General features: G+C 40.8%; 23 protein-coding genes and 1 other RNA gene. 7 read left to right on the top strand and 17 right to left on the bottom strand.

The window, feature by feature from the left end; all coding sequences use genetic code 11:
- Together MB14_RS14355 and MB14_RS14350 are read left to right on the top strand one after the other, a co-directional pair.
- A partial coding sequence (locus tag MB14_RS14355; RefSeq protein WP_157716595.1) for an Ig-like domain-containing protein occupies positions 1-2,200 on the top strand: 2,200 nt, incomplete at its 5' end.
- Positions 2,201-2,205: 5 nt separating this feature from the next.
- Positions 2,206-2,634 (top strand): hypothetical protein, encoded by a 429-nt coding sequence (locus MB14_RS14350; protein ID WP_132643973.1) that lies wholly within the window; start codon positions 2,206-2,208, stop codon positions 2,632-2,634.
- A 95-nt stretch (positions 2,635-2,729) separates the two neighbouring features.
- On the opposite strand, the gene arsB is transcribed toward MB14_RS14350, so the two are convergent.
- The 5 genes from arsB to MB14_RS14325 all read right to left on the bottom strand — a co-directional run bounded on the left by arsB (position 2,730) and on the right by MB14_RS14325 (position 6,363).
- Positions 2,730-3,779, bottom strand: coding sequence for an ACR3 family arsenite efflux transporter (arsB, locus tag MB14_RS14345; protein WP_062592698.1), 1,050 nt, complete (start codon positions 3,777-3,779; stop codon positions 2,730-2,732).
- Positions 3,776-4,405 carry a low molecular weight phosphatase family protein gene (locus MB14_RS14340; RefSeq protein WP_062592696.1) on the bottom strand — a complete coding sequence of 210 codons (630 nt, stop codon included), beginning with the start codon at positions 4,403-4,405 and terminating at the stop codon, positions 3,776-3,778. Before MB14_RS14340 ends, arsB begins: the two co-directional genes overlap by 4 nt.
- Positions 4,406-4,426: 21 nt before the next feature.
- A complete protein-coding gene (locus tag MB14_RS14335) occupies positions 4,427-4,894 on the bottom strand; it encodes a DUF6428 family protein (RefSeq protein ID WP_062592694.1) in 468 nt (155 codons plus the stop codon).
- Positions 4,895-4,936: 42 nt separating this feature from the next.
- Positions 4,937-5,269 carry an ArsR/SmtB family transcription factor gene (locus tag MB14_RS14330; protein WP_053221981.1) on the bottom strand — a complete coding sequence of 111 codons (333 nt, stop codon included), beginning with the start codon at positions 5,267-5,269 and terminating at the stop codon, positions 4,937-4,939.
- 86 nt (positions 5,270-5,355) lie between these two features.
- Positions 5,356-6,363, bottom strand: coding sequence for an NAD-dependent epimerase/dehydratase family protein (locus MB14_RS14325; protein ID WP_062592692.1), 1,008 nt, complete (start codon positions 6,361-6,363; stop codon positions 5,356-5,358).
- 235 nt (positions 6,364-6,598) lie between these two features.
- Here MB14_RS14325 and MB14_RS14320 point away from each other — a divergent pair, with 235 nt between their 5' ends.
- Positions 6,599-8,800, top strand: coding sequence for a B12-binding domain-containing radical SAM protein (locus MB14_RS14320; protein ID WP_062592691.1), 2,202 nt, complete (start codon positions 6,599-6,601; stop codon positions 8,798-8,800).
- On the opposite strand, the gene MB14_RS18985 is transcribed toward MB14_RS14320, so the two are convergent.
- From MB14_RS18985 to MB14_RS14290, 5 genes are all read right to left on the bottom strand, one after another.
- The gene (locus MB14_RS18985) at positions 8,795-9,085 is read right to left on the bottom strand and encodes a twin-arginine translocation signal domain-containing protein (RefSeq protein ID WP_062592690.1); all 291 of its coding nucleotides are present in this window, start codon (positions 9,083-9,085) and stop codon (positions 8,795-8,797) included. The two genes, MB14_RS14320 and MB14_RS18985, sit on opposite strands and share 6 nt — an antisense overlap.
- A 127-nt stretch (positions 9,086-9,212) precedes the next feature.
- Positions 9,213-9,773, bottom strand: a complete 561-nt coding sequence (locus MB14_RS14310) for a carboxymuconolactone decarboxylase family protein (protein ID WP_062592689.1) — start codon at positions 9,771-9,773, stop codon at positions 9,213-9,215.
- 68 nt (positions 9,774-9,841) lie between these two features.
- A complete protein-coding gene (locus MB14_RS14305) occupies positions 9,842-10,405 on the bottom strand; it encodes a TetR/AcrR family transcriptional regulator (protein WP_062592688.1) in 564 nt (187 codons plus the stop codon).
- Between the two features lie 731 nt (positions 10,406-11,136).
- Positions 11,137-11,856 (bottom strand): pseudouridine synthase, encoded by a 720-nt coding sequence (locus MB14_RS14295; RefSeq protein ID WP_062592686.1) that lies wholly within the window; start codon positions 11,854-11,856, stop codon positions 11,137-11,139.
- Positions 11,857-11,931: 75 nt separating this feature from the next.
- Positions 11,932-12,327 (bottom strand): DUF983 domain-containing protein, encoded by a 396-nt coding sequence (locus tag MB14_RS14290; RefSeq protein WP_062592684.1) that lies wholly within the window; start codon positions 12,325-12,327, stop codon positions 11,932-11,934.
- Positions 12,328-12,430: 103 nt separating this feature from the next.
- Between MB14_RS14290 and MB14_RS14285 the strand changes: the two genes are divergently transcribed.
- Both MB14_RS14285 and MB14_RS14280 read left to right on the top strand, forming a co-directional pair.
- Positions 12,431-13,303 (top strand): helix-turn-helix domain-containing protein, encoded by an 873-nt coding sequence (locus MB14_RS14285; protein ID WP_062592683.1) that lies wholly within the window; start codon positions 12,431-12,433, stop codon positions 13,301-13,303.
- 150 nt (positions 13,304-13,453) lie between these two features.
- Entirely contained in the window at positions 13,454-14,536 is a 1,083-nt protein-coding gene (locus MB14_RS14280) for a Vgb family protein (protein WP_132643974.1), read from the top strand.
- A gap of 22 nt (positions 14,537-14,558) precedes the next feature.
- Here the strand turns inward: MB14_RS14280 and MB14_RS14275 are convergent, their stop codons facing one another.
- On the bottom strand, positions 14,559-15,335 hold the full coding sequence (locus MB14_RS14275; protein WP_062592679.1) for a hypothetical protein: 777 nt from the start codon (positions 15,333-15,335) through the stop codon (positions 14,559-14,561).
- Between the two features lie 72 nt (positions 15,336-15,407).
- Between MB14_RS14275 and MB14_RS14270 the strand changes: the two genes are divergently transcribed.
- The gene (locus MB14_RS14270) at positions 15,408-16,397 is read left to right on the top strand and encodes a LuxE/PaaK family acyltransferase (protein WP_062592677.1); all 990 of its coding nucleotides are present in this window, start codon (positions 15,408-15,410) and stop codon (positions 16,395-16,397) included.
- A 94-nt stretch (positions 16,398-16,491) separates the two neighbouring features.
- A complete protein-coding gene (locus MB14_RS19050) occupies positions 16,492-16,629 on the top strand; it encodes a hypothetical protein (protein ID WP_165899458.1) in 138 nt (45 codons plus the stop codon).
- Here the strand turns inward: MB14_RS19050 and MB14_RS14265 are convergent, their stop codons facing one another.
- The 6 genes from MB14_RS14265 to MB14_RS14240 form a co-directional block, all read right to left on the bottom strand.
- Positions 16,630-17,784, bottom strand: a complete 1,155-nt coding sequence (locus tag MB14_RS14265; RefSeq protein WP_062592675.1) for a sigma-54-dependent transcriptional regulator — start codon at positions 17,782-17,784, stop codon at positions 16,630-16,632. It abuts the gene before it with no gap.
- A 132-nt stretch (positions 17,785-17,916) separates the two neighbouring features.
- An RNA gene (gene rnpB / locus MB14_RS14260) (RNase P RNA component class A) lies at positions 17,917-18,253 on the bottom strand.
- A gap of 36 nt (positions 18,254-18,289) precedes the next feature.
- Entirely contained in the window at positions 18,290-19,156 is an 867-nt protein-coding gene (locus MB14_RS14255) for a hypothetical protein (RefSeq protein ID WP_062592673.1), read from the bottom strand.
- 124 nt (positions 19,157-19,280) lie between these two features.
- On the bottom strand, positions 19,281-20,156 hold the full coding sequence (locus tag MB14_RS14250; RefSeq protein WP_062592671.1) for a DUF2279 domain-containing protein: 876 nt from the start codon (positions 20,154-20,156) through the stop codon (positions 19,281-19,283).
- Between the two features lie 102 nt (positions 20,157-20,258).
- Positions 20,259-21,842 carry a BCCT family transporter gene (locus MB14_RS14245; protein WP_260310773.1) on the bottom strand — a complete coding sequence of 528 codons (1,584 nt, stop codon included), beginning with the start codon at positions 21,840-21,842 and terminating at the stop codon, positions 20,259-20,261.
- 11 nt (positions 21,843-21,853) lie between these two features.
- Positions 21,854-22,951 (bottom strand): MBL fold metallo-hydrolase, encoded by a 1,098-nt coding sequence (locus MB14_RS14240; RefSeq protein ID WP_062592668.1) that lies wholly within the window; start codon positions 22,949-22,951, stop codon positions 21,854-21,856.
- Positions 22,952-22,976: the final 25 nt, after the last annotated feature.

Here is a 22,976-nt window from a genome sequence, read left to right as displayed (position 1 = left end):
AGGAGCAGGCAATGATGAAGCACTGTTCGATATTGTTGGAACAACGGGAGTAGTGACTTTCAAGGCATCTCCTGATTATGAGAGCCCAACTGATGGTGACACCGACAATGATTATGTGATCAATGTAGTTGCTAGCGATGGAGTAAATTCTGTGAATCAGGACGTGACCATCACTGTCACTGATATGGATGAAATTCAGCCTTCGGTCACTATAACAAGTGATGTGTCAAGTCTAAATTCAGGAGCTTTCGATATTACCGTGACTTTTGGTGAAATAGTTACAGGTTTTGCTGTGAGTGACTTGACGGTAACCAATGGTGTTGCTTCCAACTTTTCTGGTTCAGGAACTACTTATACAGCGACTATTACACCTTCAGCTGATGGAGAAGTCACTATAGATATTGCAGCAGGTGTGGCTCAGGATATGGCCAATAATACAAACACAATAGCGGCTCAATTGAGTATTACCAATGATGAGACCAGACCAGGTATTACTATTAACAGTCCCTCAGTCAATGTCTCAAGCGGAGCCTTTAACACAACCTTCACTTTTAGTGAGTTGGTTATTGGCTTCGCAATTGAGGATATAATGGTAACCAATGGAACAGCTTCTAATTTTGCTGGTTCTGGATCGGATTATACCGCTACAATTACTCCATCTGCTGATGGTGTGGTAACGGTAGATGTGCGGGCTGATGTGGCACAAGATGCGGCTACAAATACAAATACCGCAGCTACTCAATTGAGCATTACCAATGATGAAACGAAGCCATCGGTAACAATAGCAAGTTCTTCAACCAGTCCAACAAGCGGAGCCTTTAATGTGACTATTACTTTTAGTGAGTCGGTTACTGGCTTCGTGATTGGGGATTTGACCGTGGATAATGGAATAGCTTCTAATTTCACTGGTTCAGGAACTACTTATACTGCTGCAATTACACCTTCAGCTGATGGTGCTGTAACGTTGAATGTTGCTGCAGGCGTAGCACAAGACGCAGCTTCGAATACAAATACGGCCGCTACGCAATTCAGTATTATAAACGACCAAACTAAACCAAGTGTAAGCCTAACAGCAGGGAGTTCTAATCCAGTTGCAGGTTTATATTCAATCACCGCTCAGTTTAGCGAAGGGGTAATCGGATTTAGTCTGGATGACATTATTGTGGTGGGAGGAACAGCTTCTAGTTTTGTGGTTGTTGACGCAGATACTTATACGTTCTCAGTTACTTCGACAAACAGCTCTGCAACCGTAAATATTGAGGAAGGTGTGGCAATTGATGTGGTTGGTAATTATAACACGGCCTCAAATAGCTTAAGCCTAGTATTTAATTTAGCACCAACCAATTTGATGTTAAGTAACACCTCGGTTAGCGAGAATAACAGCATCGGCCAATTGATCGGTAACCTTTCAACCACCGATGCAGATGCGACCGACACACACACTTATAGCCTAGTGTCAGGAACTGGAGGAGCAGCTAATGCTAGCTTTACTATTGTTGGAAATAAACTTCAGGCAGCTGAGATTTTCGACTTCGAATTAAAGACTAGCTATAGCATTCGTATTAAAACAGACGATGGAAGAGGAGGGACTTATGAGAAACAATTCACGATTTCTATCACCAACATTGAAGAACCAGAAGTTCGTATTGAATCAGATTATGAAATTCCAGCCACTGCGCTTGGTCTTACTTCTAATTTTGACATAACAATCCATAATGACGGTGATGCGCTCCTAATGGTGAACAGTGTACTTTATCCTAATGGGTTTGTGGGCTTGGTAACAGGTTTATTTATCAACCCTGGAGAAAGTAAAGTGGTGACACTTGGCTTTATGCCAACAGAAGCAAAAGTCTATACTGGAACTATCTCATTTATAACCAATGCAGGAACGGTTTCAATGACTGTAAGTGGGGAAGGTGCGATTATTACTGGAGTGGATGATGGATTTATTGATGCCGAAGAAATCAACCTTTTCCCTAATCCAGCACAGGATATTCTGAATATCGACCTTTCAGAACTGGGAAATAGAACGCTAGATATCAGTATCATAAATGCTTCTGGTACTTCAGTTTTCACTAAGGCTAAGGTTACCGAAAAATCCCTAAGACTGAATGTTTCGGACTATACCAATGGCCTCTACATAGTTCAGTTTACAGATGGTATTTCGGTAGTAAGGAAAAAAGTAATGATCAAAAGATAAGAGAGATGAATAGCAATAAATTAAAAATCGGAGTATTGATAATGTTTGTAGCATTGGTCATCGGCTGTAAGTCCGATGACCCTGCGGGGCCAACAGCCCAAGAAGAAGCTTTTGAGCTTTTGGCAGGCGATTGGACCTTCGGAACGAATGGAGGGATAATGTTAGACAACCAAGATGTCAGTCAGAATTACCCGGGATTTGCCCTGTCCTTTACCGATGGTACATATGCTACTACCAATGGAGGCGACCTTTTTAGGGCTACGGGAACATGGACTTGGGTCAATCAAAATGCAGGAAGTATAACCCTAGACACTGGCGAAGAAGTGATTATTCTTGAACTTGGGCCAGGGAGTTTTAAGTTTAGCTTCACCCATACAGGTGGAGGGGTTGCAGCGGGTACTTCGGGTAATTACGTAGTGAGCGTAGAAAAATAATTTGAGGTGAGTGGTAAATGCTTATTTGTAGTGGGAGAGGACGTTTTTACAAACCTTAATTTAAGAGAGCCCAAACGGGGCTCTCTTTTTTTGTGCTATTTAACTTGAACAGGGTAGTATTTCTTTTTTAACCAAAAGGCTACGCGAACCAATAGTATCAGTGCAGGTACTTCTACCAATGGCCCCACAACTCCCGCAAATGCTTGTCCTGAATTAAGTCCGAAGACGGCAATAGCTACTGCAATGGCCAACTCGAAATTGTTTCCAGCTGCCGTAAACGAAATGGCTGCATTTTTATCATATTCTGCCCCCATGGCTTTACTGAAAAAGAAGCCTATGATGAACATAAGTGCGAAGTAGATTAGTAACGGAACGGCAATCACCAAAACATCCATCGGAATCTCAACAATCAATTCACCTTTGAGTGAGAACATCACCATAATGGTGAAAAGCAAGGCGATTAAGGTCATGGGTGAAATGGTTGGGATGAACTTGGTAGTGTACCAATGCTCACCTTTTAACTTCACCAAGATAAATCGGCTTAGCATTCCAGCTAAAAAGGGGATACCCAAATAAATGGCAACACTTTCTGCAATGGTAACTATAGAAATATCCACAATGGCGCCTTCAAAACCGAAATAGGGTGGAAGTACAGTAATGAATAGCCATGCGTAAAAGCTATAACCAAACACTTGAAAGATACTATTCAAAGCCACCAAGCCAGCACCATATTCGCTGCTTCCTTCGGCCAAATCGTTCCAAACCAATACCATAGCAATACATCTAGCCAAGCCAATCAAAATCAAACCAACCATGTATTCAGGGTAATCCTGAAGGAAGGTAATGGCCAAAATGAACATCAAGACTGGCCCGATAATCCAGTTCAAAATCAAGGAAATAGAAAGAATTTTTACATTCTTAAAAACCTTGGGTAGTAATCCGTAATTCACCTTCGCCAATGGCGGATACATCATCAAAATCAGTCCAATAGCAATTGGGATATTGGTTGACCCACTGCTGTAAGAATTGATAACTTCGGGAATTGAAGGGATAAAATAGCCCAGTGCTACGCCTATTCCCATCGCAATAAAAATCCAGAGGGTGAGGTAGCTGTCTAGAAAGCCTAGTTTTTTTGGTTGACTCATGATTTGTTAATTTGTGAGAAAACATAAAACATCTCAGTAGCGATTTGTAGACTGCGCTCTGCGTATTTGGCGGCTTCTTCCGGAGTGCCATCAAATAATTTCGGGTCGTCATACTTCACCGGAATACGCCTTTCGGCTCCCGCAATAAAGGGGCAGTTAGCATCTGCATCTGAGCAAGTCATAATCGCTGCGAAGTCTTCAACAGGATTAATAGCATCATCAAATCTTTTAGAGAACATGACTAATGGCGCATGGTTTTCCGAGAAAGTAAGACTCACTTTAGGGTTGGTTTCTCCTTCCAGTTCGGCTTTAAAGCCATTATTGATCAGTGCATTAATAGCACTTTGATTAAAAGCAGTTACCTCTACACCACCAGAGAAACTTTCGATTTGAATTCCAAAGTGAACCGCCAGAACCTTCGCCCAAGCTTGCGTCAGTTGACTTCTGCGTGAGTTGTGGGTGCAAATGAAGTTGAGTTGTGTTACTTCATCTTGGTCTTGCTTACTTTGAATGTAGTTAATCAGAGGCTGAAGTACAGCTTTGCGCTCCTTCGAAATGGATTCTACCGAAATAGAAGAAACGAATTCTTCAATATTCGGTAGAAGTTTTGTGCTGATATTGCTCATAATATGATTGGTTTTTATGGTTTAGCAGCATCCTCCACCTGGTGTGCAAGCGCCTGCAGTTTGAACTTCACTTAGTTTGACTTTTGGCTTTTCCACAGGTATACCACATTTATCCATTGCCAAGCATGCAGTTTGCTTTGAGGTTAAAAGAAAGTTAGTACCATTAAAGTCTAAGCCATATTTACCAATCGTTGATCCTTGGTACTCTACTTCAATTTCTAAATCCTTCAAGCCCAAAATTTTCTCTGATAGTTCAATAATGTGAACTAGTTTTTCTGGGTGAAGTCTATGATCGTAATCGTTGGCTTCCCAAAGTTGAAAATTGGCTACTTCTTCAGTTCTTACTGTGCCACCACAATCAATGAAATGTTTGCTAACTTGTCCGACTTCTGTTACGTGAAAGTGACTTGGAACTAAGCTGCCATCAGGCAATTCAAAAGCGATTTGATTTAATCCGCTGAGGTGATTTTTGATTTCTGAGATTTTCATAATTTTATTATTGCAATGTTACGATTAATGAAAAATATTTTTTTAACAACACCCACCTTGGGTATTGAAATTAGGGTTTAAAAACTGACTGAATAACTCTTGCATGTTTGCCCAAGCTTCCTGATCAATACAATAGCAAACGCTAGTTCCTTCTACATTTCCTTTGATCAAACCCAAGTTTTTGAGCTCTTTCAAATGTTGGGAAATGGTAGGTTGCGCCAAACCAATTTCTTCAACTAAATCACCACAAACACAAGTGTTCATTTTAAAAAGGTGTTGAAGAATAGCCACCCTGGCCGGATGACCAAAGGCTTTCGCAATCATGGAAATCTTGTTTTGCTCTTCAGTAAATATTTCAGACTTAGTAACGCCCATGTTTAATTATTTATTCATTGCAATATTACGATAGAGTTTTGATTTAACAATACACTATTGCTTTTATTTTGACCAATGACCAATGACTATTGACCACCGTCCCATTCCTCTTTCAAATACCTAAAGGCATTTTCCAAAGCTTCTTTGGCTGGAGTAGGCTCAAAACCCAATTCATTTCTGGCTTTACTAATATCGTAATCCAGTTTTAAACCGTAGAACATATCGAGGTAGTGGCGTTGTAATAATGGCTCCTTGCCTGTGATTTTACTCACCAACTCCATTCCGCCTGCCACCATATAGAGTAAGAACTTCGGTACTTTTATGGGGATTTTGAGATTCAGTTCTGGGTATAGATTTGCTGCGATTTGCACGGATTCCTTCACGGTAGTGTGCTTTTCATTGGCCAGCGTATATCGCTCGCCATCTCTGCCTTTTTGCATAGCATTGTAGCTGCCGAGCGCTACATCTTTCACATCAATCCAATTGAGCGAAATATTGGTTTCTACCGGAACTTCCCCTTGAAGAATCTGCCAGACCAAGCGGTTGCTGTAATTCAAGCGATGCGCCACACTACCAATCATGGCAGAAGGAAGCACCAATACTGTTCTAATTCCGAACTCTTTTCCCAGCGAAAGTGCCAGTTGGTCAGAGTCGTTTTTTGACTTGTAGTACCAACTATTGCGGTCGTCATTGTAGCCATTTTTCTCTTGTGCCGGAAGAATGGAATGGTTCAATGCCGCAATAGAACTGATGTACAGAATATTCTCTACACCTGCCTCAGCGGCTGCTTCAAATAGATTTCTAGTACCAGTGACGTTGTTCTCATAGACTTCCTTTTGCGGGCTTTTCGACCACATTTCGAAAGTAGCGCCCACTGCATAAAGATGAGAGACGCCTTCAAACGCTTTCACTAATGAGGCTTTATCCATTAAATCCGCATGCTGCACTTCGCAGCCCAGTTGATTTAATGCTTCTGCATTTTTTAGGTTTCTCAGCGTAGCCCGAACGGTATGCCCTTTAGAAAGTAGAAGACGGGTTAAATTATATCCCAAATGACCGTTGGCTCCCGTAACGAGAGAAAGTTCGTTGTTCATGAATTATTGCCCGGAAAAGTTAGAAATGAGATAAGCTGTTCTTCAACCATAGCCACCTAAAGCGAAAAAATAGATCAATTGTTTAGGTCGAAAAACTGTTTTCCAACTGGCTGCAAAACTATGCATTTTAACCAAGGCCTCATGCTTTCTGTACTATAAAGCGCTTCTAGTCTCAATATTTTTATCGAGTTTTGTGCTGTGCTTTCAGGTTGATGGCATGCATTAAGTCAATTGTTTGAAAGATCTTCTACTTCTTACGCCTCCATTTACCCAACTGAATACGCCTTATCCGGCAACGGCTTACCTCAAGGGTTTTCTAAACACCAAGTCAATTTCCTCCTTTCAAATGGATTTGGGAATTGAAGTGATTCTGGAATTATTCTCGAAGGAAAGCCTTCAATATTTATTCTCTTTTGCGGAAGAGAACGACCGAATCAATACTGAAAACTCGGAACGAATTTACGCTTTGCGTGAAGAGTACCTGAATACAATAGAAGGGGTAATATCCTTTCTGCAAGGGAAGAATCAAACTTTTGCTCGTCAGATTTGCTCTGAATCCTTTTTGCCAGAGGCGGCTAGGTTCGAGCAAGTAGACGATCTGGATTGGGCCTTTGGGGCCATGGGGATGCAGGACCGCGCCAAGCATTTAGCAACCTTGTACCTCGAAGATTTATCTGACTTCATTATCGAATGCATTGACGAGAACTTTGGGTTCAGTCGATATGCGGAAAGGCTGGGGCAAAGCGCGAATGCCTTTGATGAACTTTATGCGCAATTGCAGGCTCCACTCACTTATATCGATGAAATCACAATTAAAATTCTGGAGGAAAGACTAAAAGGATATCAGCCTAAATTGGTTTGTATTTCTGTTCCTTTTCCAGGTAATCTGTATAGCGCTTTCCGCTGTGCGCAGTTCATCAAAGCCAATTATCCAGCCATTAAAGTGTCGATGGGCGGTGGTTTTCCCAATACCGAATTAAGAACGGTGAAAGATGTGCGCGTTTTTGACTTCTTCGATTACATTACGCTAGACGATGGCGAACTACCAATTTTACTTTTGGCATCGAATGTATTAAAGCCAAAGCCTGAAAATCCTGATTTCAATATCTTTAAAAGAACTTTTTTAAAGGAAAATGGAGAAGTAGTTTACGTTAACAACTCACCTCAAAATGATTTTCCTCAGAGTCAATTGGGTACGCCTGATTATTCAGACCTATTGCTCGATCAGTACATTTCGGTAATTGAAATTGCAAACCCAATGCACAGCTTGTGGAGCGATGGCCGATGGAATAAACTTACCATGGCGCATGGTTGCTATTGGGGAAAATGTACTTTCTGCGATATTTCCCTCGATTATATCAAGCGGTACGAGCCACTTACTGCCAAGCTTTTGGTGGACAGGGTAGAAGAATTGATTGCGCAAACAGGAGAGAGAGGTTTTCATTTTGTAGATGAAGCAGCACCGCCTGCTTTAATGCGCGAAATGGCGATTGAGATCATCAGGCGCAAGCTTACCATTACTTGGTGGACGAACATTCGCTTCGAAAAGAGCTTTACAGCCGATCTTTGCGCTTTGCTCAAGGCTTCGGGATGCATTGCTGTTTCTGGTGGTTTAGAAGTCGCTTCAGACCGACTTTTAGCGCTGATTGATAAAGGAGTAACGGTGGAACAAGTAGCGGCCGTTACCCGAAATTTCACGGAAGCGGGTATTATGGTGCATTCGTACCTTATGTATGGTTACCCAAGTCAGACGGTACAAGAAACGATTGACAGTCTTGAAATGGTGCGTCAGATGTTCGAGTTAGGAATTATTCAATCTGGTTTTTGGCATCAGTTTGCGCTGACTGCCCATAGTCCTGTTGGGCTAAACCCTTCGGAATATGGAATTACACCAAATTACAAGTCGATTTCATTTGCGAATAATGATGTGATGTTCGAGGACAAAACAGGAATTGATCATGAGCGATTTAGCTTTGGTTTAAAGAAGTCACTTTTCAACTTTATGCATGGCATTGGTTTCGATATGCCGTTGCAGGAGTGGTTCGAGTTCAAAATTCCAAAAACGAAAATCAAGCGAGACTTCATTATTAATAGTTTGGAAAACGAACCGATGCTAGTGACTCGACCCACCGCTAAAATTGTATGGTTAGGTGGAATACCTTTGGTTTCTTTTCAGGCCAAAACTAAAAAAGGAGTAACTAGAGAAAGGGCACAACTGACTTTTTACACCAAACGCGAAAGTTTTGATATCACCACTGAGGGTGAAAAGGCAGAATGGCTAATTCACATCTTAGAGCAACTGAAAATTGGTGCTGAACCTCTACTTACTTATGCCCAAATCAAAGCCGACTACGAAACCCATTTCGAAGATTTTGAACTCTTTTGGGTTTCAAAACCTATTAATACGCTAAGAGAACATGGGTTGTTAGTGTTATAAAGTTGAACGGTGTCGACCAGTGGTTTCTACCAAAGAATACTGCAGCATAGTGGTAAACCAAAGCGGTACTAAGTCTTCTCTTCCGCCTAAAGCCTTGCCTACACTCTTTTTAATGATCGCTAAATCCAACAAGGATTCATTGACATCGAAGAACAATACCTTGGGGCGGATCATCGATTTTGTTTCTGAATTTGGTGATAAACCAAAAGCAGCGCTAGGGGCTGCAAATCCTGCTATCCCTGTAAAGGCGGCTTTTTTCATAAAGTTTCTCCTATTGTTTAACATTATTAACTTTTTTGAACATGTATAGGTTTACCAAAGCCAAAATCTGGGGGCTTATGATGGTAATTGAGGGTTTATAATAGGAGGGTATGAACAAACCAAAAGGTCTAACCATGCCCTCCAAAAGTACTTAAGATTTTGAATCAGCTGTACAAGCATATTTTTTGAACTGAGCATCGACAGGTGTGTTAGCAATGTGATTGGTGTAGTTGCTAATTACTTTCTGCGATAGTCCCAAAATAATTTCTAATAATTGTCTTTCACCATAACCAGCAGCATAAAATGCGTCAAGTTCTTCCTGACTTACATGACCACGGTTGCGGACAATCGTTAATGTCATTTCGTGTAATGCCTGTAGTTTTTCGTTTGGCATTGCCTCGCCATTGCGGAGTGCTTCAGTGATGGCAGGATCAACCTTCATCATATTCGCAATACCGGTATGGGCAGGAACACAGTAATGGCAAGCATGTTCTACGTTGATGGTTTGCCATACTACGGTTAACTCTTCGTTATTGAATGAAGAATCAACAAACAGTTGGTGAATAGTTTGGTAGGCTTCCAATAATCCCGGAGCACCAGCCAAAACGCCATGTAAGCCTGGTATTCCGCCATAGGCTTTTACAGATTTTTCTAATAGGGCATGGCTAGCTTCTGGTGCTGTTTCGATAGTGTGTACTTGTAATGTTGTCATAATTTATAATTGTCTATTTTCTTTATTTTTATATCTAAGCAAACGCTTAGTTTGATGGTAAAAAAAAGCTAAAGATTTAGGAACGTGGTTTCAATAAAGTCTTCCAGTTGCTTTTCGTTTAGAATTTTAGATGCCAGTGATAAGCCTAACATAGATGTCAGTAAATAATTCCCTTGACGCTCGATTGTTTCTTCATCTTTTGTCTCTTCTTGTTTTAAGTTGTTGACAAACAGTAATCTAACGTCAGATGAAAATTTCATTAACTCATCCATTAATTCTGGGTTAGCTGCCTGTCCTAATTCATTTACGGTGTTGGTCACCAAGCAGCCTTTCTTTACATCGTTTTCTTTAGAGAAGTCTAAGAAGTCGTAGAAATACTGCTTGATACCGACAAGCCCGTTGTTGGAGTTCTCTAGAATGTCAGTGATCCTTTTGATGCGTTTCTTATAGCACTTAATGCTTTCTAGAAAGACACCATGCTTGCTGCCAAAACTGGCATAAATCGAAAATTGATTAATGCCCATGGCTTTCTCCAGCATGCGAATAGAAGTGGTCTCGTAACCATTTTTCCAGAATAAAGCCGTGGCTTTTTCTATTACTTCTTGTTCGTTATACTGTTTACTTCTTGCCATTATTCCTAACTAGGCAGCAAAGCTAAGCAATTGCTTAGTAATAAAGAAGTCTGTCATTATTCCATTTTGAGTTTGTGTGTTTTGAAGGTGTGTAATAGGTTTGTTGAGTTTCTTTTGTCTCGTCCTTACAGGACTTATATAAGGATGGAGATATATTTTCCGAAGGGCTGCACCCTTAGTTTTGATATCATGCCCTTTCAGGGCTGAGACCAGCTTAAAGCTTGTACAAAGCCCAAGCCCCGTTGGGGCGACACCTTTGTAGCCCCAACGGGGCGGAATAACACAGGAATGGGTATAACCCATTCCTAGTTGAGTATATAAATAATTAAGCCCTGAAGGGGCGGTATAGGGTTAGTTCCTTCGTTTCTCATCCGCTAAAGATCCTGCGAACGCGGTACCCCTCAGGACCAAAAGAAGAGCGCGAATAGCTTGCTTCTCAGTCATCCCTGTAGGCCCCGAGAAGTTCGGTTTTTTTCACAAACATGGAGGGCGTTGATTTGTGTAACGTATTCTTTAACCGTAAAGTGGTTCTATAGCCCACGGTTTAAACCGTGGGTTATTTGTATAAATTTATTTGCAAAATGGTTTTAACCGTTTTGGCGGACAGAGTCCTTGATTAAATAGGTGTCACAGGTTCGGAGAACCTGCGACAGGGGGTAACGCAGAGAGGTGATTTTTGGTCATCCCGTAGGGATCTTTTTCAGAAGCACAGATGTGAGCATGAAACCGCCTTAAACTCTAAACCCTAAACTCTCCAACATCCTTTTGAACTCACTTTGGTAATCGGCTTTTAGATGAATCTTTTCACCAGAAACGGGATGTTCAAATTCTATTTCAATGGCATGGAGAAGCATTTCGGTTAAATTCCACTTTTCTAGAAAGAGCTTGTTCTGTTTGTTGCAGCCATGTGGGCGGTCGCCAATAATGGGATGGAGGATGTGTGCAAAATGCTTTCTGATTTGGTGCATTCGCCCAGTTTCTGGATATACTTCCACCAAAGAATAACGAGAGGTGGCATGCTTACCAAAAGGTACCGGTATCTCCGTGCGCTCTAGGGTTTTATAGCGCGTAATGGCCTCTTGCGTTTTGCCTTTGTCGTTGGTCAGAGGGTAGTCAATAAGTCCTTCATCTTCGGTATAACCACGAACTATGGCGTGGTACGTTTTGTCAACTGTTCTGTTTTCAAACTGAGATTGTAAATGGATGAGACTTTCAGTGTTCAGCGCAAATAAGAGAATACCCGAAGTTTTTCTATCTAGTCTATGAGCAGGTGAAACCTTCAGTCCAATTTGGTTTCGAAGTTCCTGCACTGCAAATGTGTTGGTGTTTGTAGCAATGGGCGACCGATGTACCAGTAAGCCATTGGGTTTATTAATGGCCACCATCACTTCATCTTGATAAAGGATTTCTAGCGGTGTAGAATCGAGAGAGTCTTGAATAACTTCTTCCATATAATAAAGTCTGATCCAGAAAGTAAATTGGTTTCAAACTGAATTATGGAAAGGTATTCTAAAGCCTAATTAATTTCAAATTTTGAGCCTTTCAATTTTGTCAGCAGGTTCAGTCCCTTCTTTTTTTGTGAAGGTGTATAGCCAAAGTATTCTGGAAAACTTAAAATTTGGAAAGAGAAAAATGAGCATTACGGCTGTAATAATGGCCATCATACCATCTATTGAAAGATCTATGTTTAGAACTTTAATGGCTACATAAGTAGCAATTGCTTCAGCCATGGTGATTCCGTAACTCATAAACATAGCGCCATAAAAATAGCCTGGCTCACGCTCAAATTTGTAGTTGCAGTGCGGACAGTTTTCGTGCATAACGGGGCCTTTTAGTTTTAAAATATTTCCGTTGGACTCAAATATTTTCCCTGTTTCACATTTTGGGCATTTCCCTTTTAGAAGTGAGTTGAATCTGCTCATAGGTTAATCAATTATTGTACAAAGGTAAAATGTACGGTTTAAATGTACTGTTACAAAGCACGCTAATGATAGGACAATCTAGACATTTTTATCAAATTGCAGTATGGAGAATATTCCTGTACTGCATCTCGATCAGTTTTTATTAAGCCAAGGGAATGGTGTGTATGTAAATGATTTGAAGAAACACCTTCTTGATCATCATAATATGATTTCTCTTCCTCACAAACACGATTTTTATTTAAATGTATTGTTTACTAAAGGGGCTGGGGTTCACGAAATAGACTTTGATAGCTATAAAGTTGGTCCGGGAAGTTTCTTCGTTTTGGCGCCAGGTCAAATGCATCATTGGAAACTTTCTGATGATGTACAAGGCTATGTTTTTTCACATTCTAAAGAATTTTACTTGCTCCGCGATAACCAATTTGAGTTGGACAGATTTCCCTTTTTTTATTCAAACCAAAATACACCCGAGGTTATTTTAGATACGAAAGAGCTTAGTTCATTAACAGAAATTTGTGAAAACATGCTTGATGAATATAATCATCAAAGAGAGCACAAAGCGCTCAGAATTCATGCATTGATTACTTTGGTTTATGTGGCTTTAGCTCGGGCTTATCATCCCTCGAGTAATAAGGTGGAAGGAGTTTCGCGATATGGCAGCACAATAAAAACCTTCGAGCAGTTGGTTGAAGCGCAGTTTCTGTATCGCAAGTCGCCTGCTGAATATGCAGAATTGCTGAATATTTCGCTCAAGCATTTGAACCGCATATGCAATCAAGTGCTTGGTATGTCGGTCAGTCAAGTGATTACCGGGCGAGTATTGCTTGAAGCCAAGCGTTTACTGATGTTTAAGGATTTGAGTATTGCAGAAATTGCGAATAAACTGGGGTATACAGACTATTCTTATTTCTCGAGGCTGTTCAAAAAGAATACTGGACAGACCCCTCAAGAATTCAGAAGGAGCTATATGATTTAGAAGTTTTGGTAACAAGAGAGTTTTTATAATTTCGGTGTGTTGTTTTAAAATTGAGATTAAAAATATATTTAATCCATTTTAAGTAATATATTTAGTGTTAATAATTTGAAATGACTAATCAGGATGTATTAGTCTTAAACAATAACTCTCATGACCAAAGCATTAAATATCACACGCATCGTAATCTGTTTAATATTCTCTTTATCTATAAAGCTAATGGCCCAAAATACCATTAGCGATACAAGTTTGAATTGGCCAAGCTCCATTAAAGGCTCTACTCACGAATTGGCCATGAACGGGGATTACATTTACATCACGGGTCAAAATATGGATCATGTTGCGAAGATGAGCTATGACGGCACAATTGAATATTTTAAGATGCCTGATGGGAGTGGGCCTCACGGAATTCTATTTGATAAACACGATCAACTTTGGGTGTCACTGGAGTTCAAAGGAGTGGTTGTGAGGTTAAATGAGAAAGGAGAGATTATAGAGGAAATTGACTGCCATATTTCTGGAGATGGAATTTCCACTCCTATAAATACAAGTCCGCATGGGCTTGGCTTAGATGCAGACGGAGAAACGATTTGGTTTACAGGAAAACGTACCAGCACTGTAGGTAAAATTAACCCTGACCGTTCTGTGGAACATTTCGAATTACCAGCACTCGGTGCGGTGCCAATTTATCTTCATGCTGGCCCTGACGGAAATGTATGGGGAACGGAGCTTCTTGCGAGCAAAATTTTGCAAGTAACCCCTAAAGGTGAGGTAACAGAGTTTTCGATTCCAACAGGTAATAGTAGACCAATCGCCATTAAACCAGACCCTCTAGGTGACTATATGTGGTTTACCGAAGAGGCTGGAAATAAGGTAGGCCGAATAGATATGAACGGAAATATTGACGAATTTTCAGTCCCTGCTACTCAGACAAACCAAATCCTTGCAGGTCTTACTTTCGACAGTCAAGGTAATTTATGGGTACAAAGTTATGTCGATCAGAACAACCCAAATCCCGAAGGAAATGACTATATCATCAAGTTCGATCGGTCTATTCTTAGAGCTCCAGCAGGTGACTTAACCAATGTAGAAATTACTTATTATAAAGTGCCCACAAGTAAAACCGTTATGCATAGGATAAAAGAGGGCAAGGATGGGAATATTTACTTTACAGAATTAAAGCAAGATAAATTGGGTAAAGTAACAATCGTCACAGCCATTGAGGCAGTGAAATAGGACTGAAAAGTTCAATTAGAACTTAATCTATACTTACGCTTTGTAAAGTGAATTCAGGACTCTCCACTACGTTACTTTTGTGCAATGCTCTGTCTTGAATTTGAAAAACCACCTTAATTGTGTCTGTTCTAAAAACAGGAAGAAAAAGCCCCGATTGCATATCGTATTTAATTACTCCTTCAATGGGGCCAGGGTTTTTGGTGATGGCCGAACAAGGGTTGTCTTCATTTGAAAGACATGGGATTCGACTGTCAAAAGGAATTTCACCGCATAAGGTAATTCCATTGGCCGACTCAGGAATTCTTCGGAAATCTAACTCCTGGTATGTACCGTTCTTTTTTACAAAAAAATCGATAAAGAAATTAAAACGATCTTCATTTAACTGTATTCTTAATGTATCTGTAGCGTTTCCATTACCATTTAAATCGATGCCATTGTCTCCTTCTGCAGCTTCTCTAATGTAATCTACACAGGTAAAAGGAGGGTCTTCAGGTCTCTCTCCGAATTTAACGATTTCTCCATTAGGGTAGGTAATGAAATCATAATCGGGTCCTATATCTCCACCGTCTATACCGATATCGCCATCACCATCTGAAATGTTAAAGGACAAACTCAGCTGACCAGTTCTAATTTCAACGCCAGTGGAACCAATCACTTCAACTATTTCTTTAAACTCTACTTTATTAAAGCTAATAGTAGGTTCTATAGGTAAATCTGGAGGTCGATTACAGGCCATTACTAGCCCTAAAAGTGCAATCGAAAAAATGATTTTATGATGTTTTTGAAAACTTAACTTCATCAGCTTTTATAACTCAATACAATTATAGGCATATTTGCCCTAAAGCTCTATCAAGGGCCGATTGATTAACGAATGGATTCTGTGAAAAGTTTATATGAGCGAGTTTTTTCTGTCGATGAAAACTCATTTGAAGCATTGGCCTTGGATATTTTCAGGGTTCAGCACAAAACGAATCCTATTTATCGTGCTTTTGTCAATCACTTGGGGGTATCTCCAGAGTTGGTGACTAAGCTTGAGCAAATCCCTTTTCTACCCATTGAATTTTTCAAAACCCACACAATTAAAACTGGCGATTGGCAATCGGATATTTGTTATGAAAGTAGCGGCACCACTGGCCAAGTAACTAGTAAACATTGGGTGGCCGATGAAGATTTCTATTTGAAAATAGCCGAACAGATTTTCGCTAAAACCTATGGCGAAGTAAAGGATTATACGGTTTTGGCTTTGCTTCCTTCTTATTTAGAAAGGAGTAATTCTAGCTTGGTGGCCATGGCCAACAGGTTTATTCAAATTTCGACAGACCCATCTTCTGGCTTCTTTCTTAATAATTCAAAAGAACTATATGACACGCTTTTGAGGTGTAAAAATGAAGGTAGAAAGACGATTTTATTAGGAGTCACTTTTGGCTTGCTTGATTTTGTTGAGCAGTTTCAAATTGATTTTCCTGAACTAATTGTGATGGAAACTGGAGGAATGAAGGGCAGGAGGGAAGAGCTAGTTAGAGATGAAGTACATGAAATATTGAAGCCTAGCTTTGGTGTACAGCATATTCATTCTGAGTATGGAATGACAGAGTTGTTATCGCAAGGCTATTCTCAAGGAAATGGAATTTTTCGTTGCGGCTATACGATGAAGCTGTTCACGAGAGACATCAATGATCCACTCACCGTAACAAATCAAGTACGAAGTGGGGGCATAAATATTATTGATTTGGCCAATGTGCACAGTTGTTCTTTTATAGAAACCAAAGACTTGGGTAGGGTGTATGCAGATGGTTCTTTCGAGGTACTTGGAAGGCTCGATAATTCCGATGTTCGCGGTTGTAATCTAATGGTGGGTTGAAATATTATCTATTTCAACCCGTTTTGATTGAAAGTTGAGCTTTTCCTATTGAAAGACTCGAAAATTTTTAAATTTGTTATTTCAAAATTGTGTGATGAAGAACTTTAAATTAGTAGCCCTTTTGTTAGCTGTTGTAATCTTAGGCATTTCGTCTTGTGCGCAGCGCCCATGCCCAGCCTATACCAAAGCGGACATGGAGTACAATAAAGACGTGAAGAAAGCGCGATTCTGATTAAATCAGATACTTTTTCACATCTTCGGCACCTATCACATCACCAGCCATAATGATCAAACGTTCGGTTACATTGCGTAATTCGCGAATGTTTCCTGACCAGTCGTATTTTTGAAGTTCTTCTATTGCTTTATCTTCAATTGCCTTCTTTTTGTTTCCATATTCGTTGGCAATGTCTTGCAGAAATTTATCTACCAAAAGCGGAATATCTTCTTTTCTGTCTTTCAAGGCAGGTACAGCAATAAGAATTACGCCCAAGCGGTGATACAAATCTTCGCGAAAACGACCTTCAGCAATTTCCTTTTTTAAGTCTTTATTGGTGGCAGCCAATACACGAACATTCACATTAATGTCTTTGTCACCGCCTACACGAGTGATTCTATGTTCCTGTAAGGCACGCAATACTTTAGCCTGTGCCGAAAGGCTCATATCGCCAATTTCATCCAAGAAAAGTGTGCCGTCATTGGCCTGTTCAAATTTGCCAATGCGCTGTTTGATCGCAGAAGTAAAGGACCCTTTTTCATGCCCAAACAATTCACTTTCAATCAATTCAGAAGGAATTGCAGCGCAGTTGACTTCTACAAATGGTGCTTTTGCGCGATTACTTCTTTCATGAACTCCATGGGCGACCAATTCCTTCCCGGTTCCATTTGGACCAGTAATCAAAACACGGGCATCGGTAGGGCCTACCTTGTCCATCATTTCAATAATGTCTTTCAAAGCAGCGGATTCGCCCACCATTTCATACTTTTTGGAAAGTCGTTTTTTGAGGGTTTTAGTTTCTGTTACTAAAGATGATTTTTCTAGCGCATTTTTTACCGTAAGCAAAAGTCGGTTCAAATCTGGTGGCTTCGGAACAAAGTCAAAAGCACCCATTTTGGTGGCGTCCACGGCCGTTTCGATAGTGCCATGTGCCGAAATCATAATGAACTGGGTGTCGATACCCGCCATCTGAACACGCTCCAAAAGCTCAATACCGTCCATTTTAGGCATTTTAACATCGCAAAGCGCAATGTCATATTTGTCGGCAATCAGTTTTTCTAAACCTTCCTGGCCGTCTTTGGCTTCATCGATGGTGTAGTTTTCGTATTCAAGAATTTCGCGCAAGGTGCTGCGGATACTTTGTTCGTCATCGATGATTAGAATTTTTGCCATTTTCTGGTGGGTTAGTATTTTGGAAAAATTAGATTGACATTCTTCGTGCCAACAATAAGCGAAATTAATGTTTCTGCTTAGAACTCAAATGGAATTATACGCGGATTACTGATATAAAGCCAAAGAAGAAAAAAAAGATACAAGCCGATAAGCCGGGTTCTGTTCCTTAACTAGGTCAAGGCCCTTATCATTTATCTAGCCCCGTCATTACTGGCGGGGTCCATCTGCCTACCCTCCTGCATTGGGCGGGAACCCTCAAAAGCAGGTATATGTGACATTTCACCGCATAGAGTTTACCTGGTTTCACTACAGCATTACCTGTACATACTTTCTGTTGCACTTGTCCTACTCCAAACCCGAAGAATCGAATTTGAAGTGACGGCCGTTAGCCGCTATGCTTCCCTATGGTGCCCGGACTTTCCTCTCCGATTTCGATTACTCTAGTCGCAGCGATAAGGTGGCTTGTATCGGTAGCAAAGGTAGGGAAGTATTGTGAATTGACCTTTTAATGGTTAATAAACAATTCGCTTAAATCTATCGGGTAAGGTGCTGCATCGCCTACTGAGACAAAGGCTTGTGGACTACAGTGTTGAGGTTTGAACTCAATGGTTTTGTTCGTCTCTTCACTACTTATTCTGAATTGTCCACCAGTCATTTGTCCAATTCCTGTTTTAAAACAATTGGAGTTGTAGGTGATCTGCGTGAAAGAGGCACTCTCGAAACTGATGTTGTTTCGATTAATTCCTGACTTCGTGAATTCAGTAACGAAGTAAAATTCGGTTTCTGCTTGGTCTGTAAAGTCCCATGTAGTGTTTCTTTCAGAATTGTAAGTGTAAGTACTGAGGTCATCGAAGGTTAGAATACCATCATCAACTGTTGATTGAATTTCAGCATACTGCCTGTGCGTATCTCGGTTGTTTGTTATTGTTCTATTGCCAGTTACCAATACACTTTCGTATTGATAGTTTTCTAGTGTGATTTCCACCCTTCCAAAAACATTTTCTTTTCTTTCGAAGAGGTTTGCGGTCACTTTGCCAGCCCTGAACCTGCCCATTTCATCCCTACAGCCTGCGCCAAAATCAATCACCACTTGCGTATTGTTGTTGGTTGTGGTTTTTACTGCGCAACGGGTTCGGAATTCATAAGGGTTGTTTAATTCATGGGTCTGGGTTCCTGCTGCCACACCACGAGTGAGTGTAAAGTTGAAGAGTTGTGAGAGTACCATTTTCTCAATGTCATCATCAATAAACTCGGCAATAATTTCTGTGGCTACTTCTGAATCATATTTTGGAGAGGGGAGTTCTTCCGGATCATGGTGACATGATATGCATGCCAAAGAGAGTAAAAGCAAGCCGTATTTAAGAGTTTTCATGATGGTTTATTAAGGCTGATGGTTAAATAACTCATATTCTAACGAATATATTACGCTATGCTTGAATTATTTAAATCAATGCGTAAGTGATGTTTGTTGAAATTAAAATCCTACTATTTTCAACTCAATAAAAAAACCAATGCATCTTCGACTTCTTCGAATTAAACTCGAAGGCTGGGGCAGGCAGGTGAATACCATCTAAGATAAAGAGCAGCGTTTTGAGCCACTTTTTATCAGTTTCAATGTAAGAAAGGTCGAAATCTATGCCCAAGTAAAGCTGACGGTAACTGTTAAAGCCAGCCTGATCGTTTTGGACAACTCGCGCGCGAATCATGTTTTCCGCCCCAAAACCAAGGCCCAAGTTCAGCCATTTCGGGAAATTGGATTGCTTGGCGAAAGCATGAATATCTATACTGAACCAATAGGTTTGGCCATTGTAATCCTTAAAGAGTTCTTCTGCCAGCCCATTGCCTAAAAGGTGTCGGCTTTGCTGCGCTAAGGCTGTTCGGTGAAAGGAGAACTTGGGTTTTATACGTTGCTCGTTCCAAAGTAAATCTTGCCCTAGGAAGAAGGCAGAACCAGCTGTATTGGCGATCATGTCGCCATAAGAAAAACCGAAATCAGGTGAAAATCCGTCCAGTATTTCGATAGGAATGAGTAATCCAGTTCCAGCCACACTCGCCCAAAAAGCAGCTTTTTTCTCTTCAACACCTGCCCATTGCAAAAGTCCATCTCCAATACGCGAAAACTGATAGGTAGAATAGAAATGCCCAAATTTATCTACCTGATGCCATTCGGCATTGTCATTGAAAAACTTAAATTTTTCGAAGCCTTGCTCTTTATACCAAACCTGACTGAGCCCAATTAATGTTGCCCCGTAAGTAACGCCACTAACAGTCAGAACTGTGTTTAGCCGTTTATTTGGGATGCTATCATTTTGGAAGGCATGCGCTTTTGCTGTGAGGAGAAATGAGAATAGTAAAAGGGCAGTCAAGCGCATGGTGCAAAGGTAAAACGAATAGGTATTCTTTTAGAGTGATTTTTAAAATTTAGACCCTTCCTGCGTCAGGGAGAGAAAACGGCCTTATTCAGGCATTTCAAGCTAAGCATTAGCGCTCTTCTTTTTCGAAAAGAAAAGCACTTTCAACAGCCCTAGATTTACCGCGATAATGAGGAGCAAAGCAGGTAATCCGCCTAAATTGGAGAGCATTTTTATACCGTCAATGCCTGCCATACTCACCATAACAAAGGCCACGGCACCAATCGTCAAACCCCAAATGATTTTAATAAAAATGGGTGGTGAAGGGGCTTCTGGTGAAATACCCGATGAACTGATACCACCCATAGCTTCGGTATTCGAGTCTGCTGCGGTGACGTAGGACAGAAAAGCGGTAAATAGAAACACTATGGCCACAATATTACTCCAGGGCAATTCTTCAAATACCCGATAAATGATAGATTCTGGCCCTGCTGCTTCTAATAGTTTACCCAAACCAATGCCTTGGTTGATTTGCATATCGATGGCTGTCCCACTAAAAATGGACATCCAAATTACGCCAAACAGGCTAGGTAAAATCCAGTTGACGATCATGAACTGTTTTACGGTATAGCCATAACTCAATCGCCCAAGAAAGAGGGCAGTGATGGGTGCCCAGGCCAGCCAGTTTGCCCAGTTAAACGATGTCCAACTTTTTGGCCACGGGTCATCAGGGTGGAGCACCGAAATAAGGCTGAACTCTGGCAAGTTCTGAAAATAGAGTCCAAGTGATTTAATACTCTGAATCAAAATACTTCCCGTAGGACCAAACACAAAAATAAAAATGGCTAGGACAATGAAAATTCGAATGTTGATGTCCGATAAAAGTCTAATCCCCTTCATTAAACCCGTAATGGCAGAAATAACAAAAGCGCCTACAATAAAGAAAGTGATAATGAGTAAAACCAAGTCGGATTGGTAACCGAAGAGGTTATTTATTCCCCCAGAAAGGGTAAGAATTCCAGCACCCAATGAGGCAGCCATACCAGCTACTAAAGCGTATAGACAAATGCTATCAATGCCAATGCCCAACCATTTATGCCGGTTTGGGCCTATAAAAGGGTAAAGGGTAGATTTTAGGCTAAAGGCTCTTTTTTCATTATAAAAAGCCAAGGCAAACATGATGGCCGGAATGGTGTAAATGGCATAAGGTGTAAACGTCCAGTGCAAATACATTACAGACAATGCATAACTACCTGCTGCCGGAGTATTGGCTTCAACGCCACTAAAACTGGGTGGTGACATGACATGGAAGATGGGTTCAGCTGTTCCCCAAAATATAATGCCCGTGGCAATGGTGGTGCAGATAACGATTGAAAACCATCGCCATTTAGTAAGTAAGGGTTTGGCGCCTTCTCCGCCAATTCTTCTTTTCGAAATGGGGTGAAAAAATATAATCAGGCAGGTGAGGAGCATCATTAAGGTGCCCAAGCTGAAAAGCCAACCAAACTTATCCAGAATAAAATTATTGATATTGGTAGTGGTTGCTAGGAAGTGCTCTACATCTACCAAACTATAAATGAGCGCCACCAAAAGCAGAATAAAGGGTGGCCAAAATACTTGATGTCTGAAGCTTTTAAAGAGGGACCTTATTGGGGGATCTTGCTTTTGGATAACTGTTTTTGTTTTGAAGATAATGGATTTAGACAAACCCTTAAAGTCTATTCAAGTGTTTTCCACCATTCTCCTGTCGCTTCTTCGCCCATAGTAATGATTTGCCCGATTTGAGGCGTACATGTTTTCTGTGCTTTGGTTTTAGCTTCTGCCATACAGCGTTCAATAGGGTCTTTCCATGTGTGCAAAGACAGAGGAAAACCAGCCCAGTGCACAGGGATCATGATATTTGATTTAGAATCTAATGCCGCTTGAACCGCTTCTTCAGGGAACATGTGAATGGCATGCCATCGCTCGTTGTATTGGCCGCATTCCACAAAAGCCCAATCAAACGGACCTAATTTTTCGCCTACCGTTTTAAAGGCATTGCTTTCACCGCTATCGCCTGTCCAGTAAATTGAATGTGTTGGCGTTTTAAAAACCCAGCCTCCCCAAAGTGATTTGGCCCTATCGGTTAAGCCACGGCCAGAGAAGTGACGAGAAGGAGTGAAGGTTATGGAAATTCCATCGAATTCAAGATTGTCCCACCAATCGAATTCAGTGATTTGATCACTTGAAATACCCCAAGCTTCTAAATGCCGCGCCACACCCAATGCCACAAACCAAGTATCCACTTTCGATTTTAACTTCTTTATACTTGCTAAGTCAAGGTGGTCGTAATGGTCATGCGTAAGTAGTATGGCGTCAAGCTGTGGTAATTGGTCGATGAGCTCTAAAGTGTTTTCGCTAAAACGTTTGGTTTTGAAAGGAGCGATAGGTGAAGTGTCGGGGCCAAGCATTGGATCGATAAGGATGCTCTTTCCGTCTAATTGAAGTAGCACCACCGAGTGGCCATACCATACAAATTTTGGTTTTTCTGACTCACTTTTCCATGTAGCACTGTCGAAGGGCATAATGGGGATGGGCTGCTTTGGTTTTCGCAAATGACTGTCCGTAAACTGTTCCTTAATTAAGCCAATCATGGAACCAAAGCTCATATCCATTTCGGTCAAAGTTTCGTTTACGAATTTCTTGCCATCCCATTGCTTGGATTGGGCATAACGAGCTTTGTGCGCTTTCGTAATCTTGCCTCCAAATTGTGGATTGAAATTGAGAAAGAGCACAAAGGCAATAATTAACGCAGCAAGAACAATGAGAAAGAGCATGGGGTAATTTAAGGAAGATTAAGGC

It is taken from the genome of Roseivirga ehrenbergii (genome assembly GCF_001593005.1).
GTDB lineage: Bacteria > Bacteroidota > Bacteroidia > Cytophagales > Cyclobacteriaceae > Roseivirga > Roseivirga ehrenbergii.
This window is presented reverse-complemented; position numbering and strand designations above follow the sequence as displayed.

Coding starts and splice junctions, on each gene's coding strand:
- MB14_RS14350 (WP_132643973.1), top strand. CDS start 2,206: ATGAATAGCAATAAATTAAAAATCGGAGTATTGATAATGTTTGTAGCA.
- arsB (WP_062592698.1), bottom strand. CDS start 3,779: ATGAGTCAACCAAAAAAACTAGGCTTTCTAGACAGCTACCTCACCCTC.
- MB14_RS14340 (WP_062592696.1), bottom strand. CDS start 4,405: ATGAGCAATATCAGCACAAAACTTCTACCGAATATTGAAGAATTCGTT.
- MB14_RS14335 (WP_062592694.1), bottom strand. CDS start 4,894: ATGAAAATCTCAGAAATCAAAAATCACCTCAGCGGATTAAATCAAATC.
- MB14_RS14330 (WP_053221981.1), bottom strand. CDS start 5,269: ATGGGCGTTACTAAGTCTGAAATATTTACTGAAGAGCAAAACAAGATT.
- MB14_RS14325 (WP_062592692.1), bottom strand. CDS start 6,363: ATGAACAACGAACTTTCTCTCGTTACGGGAGCCAACGGTCATTTGGGA.
- MB14_RS18985 (WP_062592690.1), bottom strand. CDS start 9,085: ATGTTAAACAATAGGAGAAACTTTATGAAAAAAGCCGCCTTTACAGGG.
- MB14_RS14310 (WP_062592689.1), bottom strand. CDS start 9,773: ATGACAACATTACAAGTACACACTATCGAAACAGCACCAGAAGCTAGC.
- MB14_RS14305 (WP_062592688.1), bottom strand. CDS start 10,405: ATGGCAAGAAGTAAACAGTATAACGAACAAGAAGTAATAGAAAAAGCC.
- MB14_RS14295 (WP_062592686.1), bottom strand. CDS start 11,856: ATGGAAGAAGTTATTCAAGACTCTCTCGATTCTACACCGCTAGAAATC.
- MB14_RS14290 (WP_062592684.1), bottom strand. CDS start 12,327: ATGAGCAGATTCAACTCACTTCTAAAAGGGAAATGCCCAAAATGTGAA.
- MB14_RS14285 (WP_062592683.1), top strand. CDS start 12,431: ATGGAGAATATTCCTGTACTGCATCTCGATCAGTTTTTATTAAGCCAA.
- MB14_RS14280 (WP_132643974.1), top strand. CDS start 13,454: ATGACCAAAGCATTAAATATCACACGCATCGTAATCTGTTTAATATTC.
- MB14_RS14275 (WP_062592679.1), bottom strand. CDS start 15,335: ATGAAGTTAAGTTTTCAAAAACATCATAAAATCATTTTTTCGATTGCA.
- MB14_RS14270 (WP_062592677.1), top strand. CDS start 15,408: ATGGATTCTGTGAAAAGTTTATATGAGCGAGTTTTTTCTGTCGATGAA.
- MB14_RS19050 (WP_165899458.1), top strand. CDS start 16,492: ATGAAGAACTTTAAATTAGTAGCCCTTTTGTTAGCTGTTGTAATCTTA.
- MB14_RS14265 (WP_062592675.1), bottom strand. CDS start 17,784: ATGGCAAAAATTCTAATCATCGATGACGAACAAAGTATCCGCAGCACC.
- MB14_RS14255 (WP_062592673.1), bottom strand. CDS start 19,156: ATGAAAACTCTTAAATACGGCTTGCTTTTACTCTCTTTGGCATGCATA.
- MB14_RS14250 (WP_062592671.1), bottom strand. CDS start 20,156: ATGCGCTTGACTGCCCTTTTACTATTCTCATTTCTCCTCACAGCAAAA.
- MB14_RS14240 (WP_062592668.1), bottom strand. CDS start 22,951: ATGCTCTTTCTCATTGTTCTTGCTGCGTTAATTATTGCCTTTGTGCTC.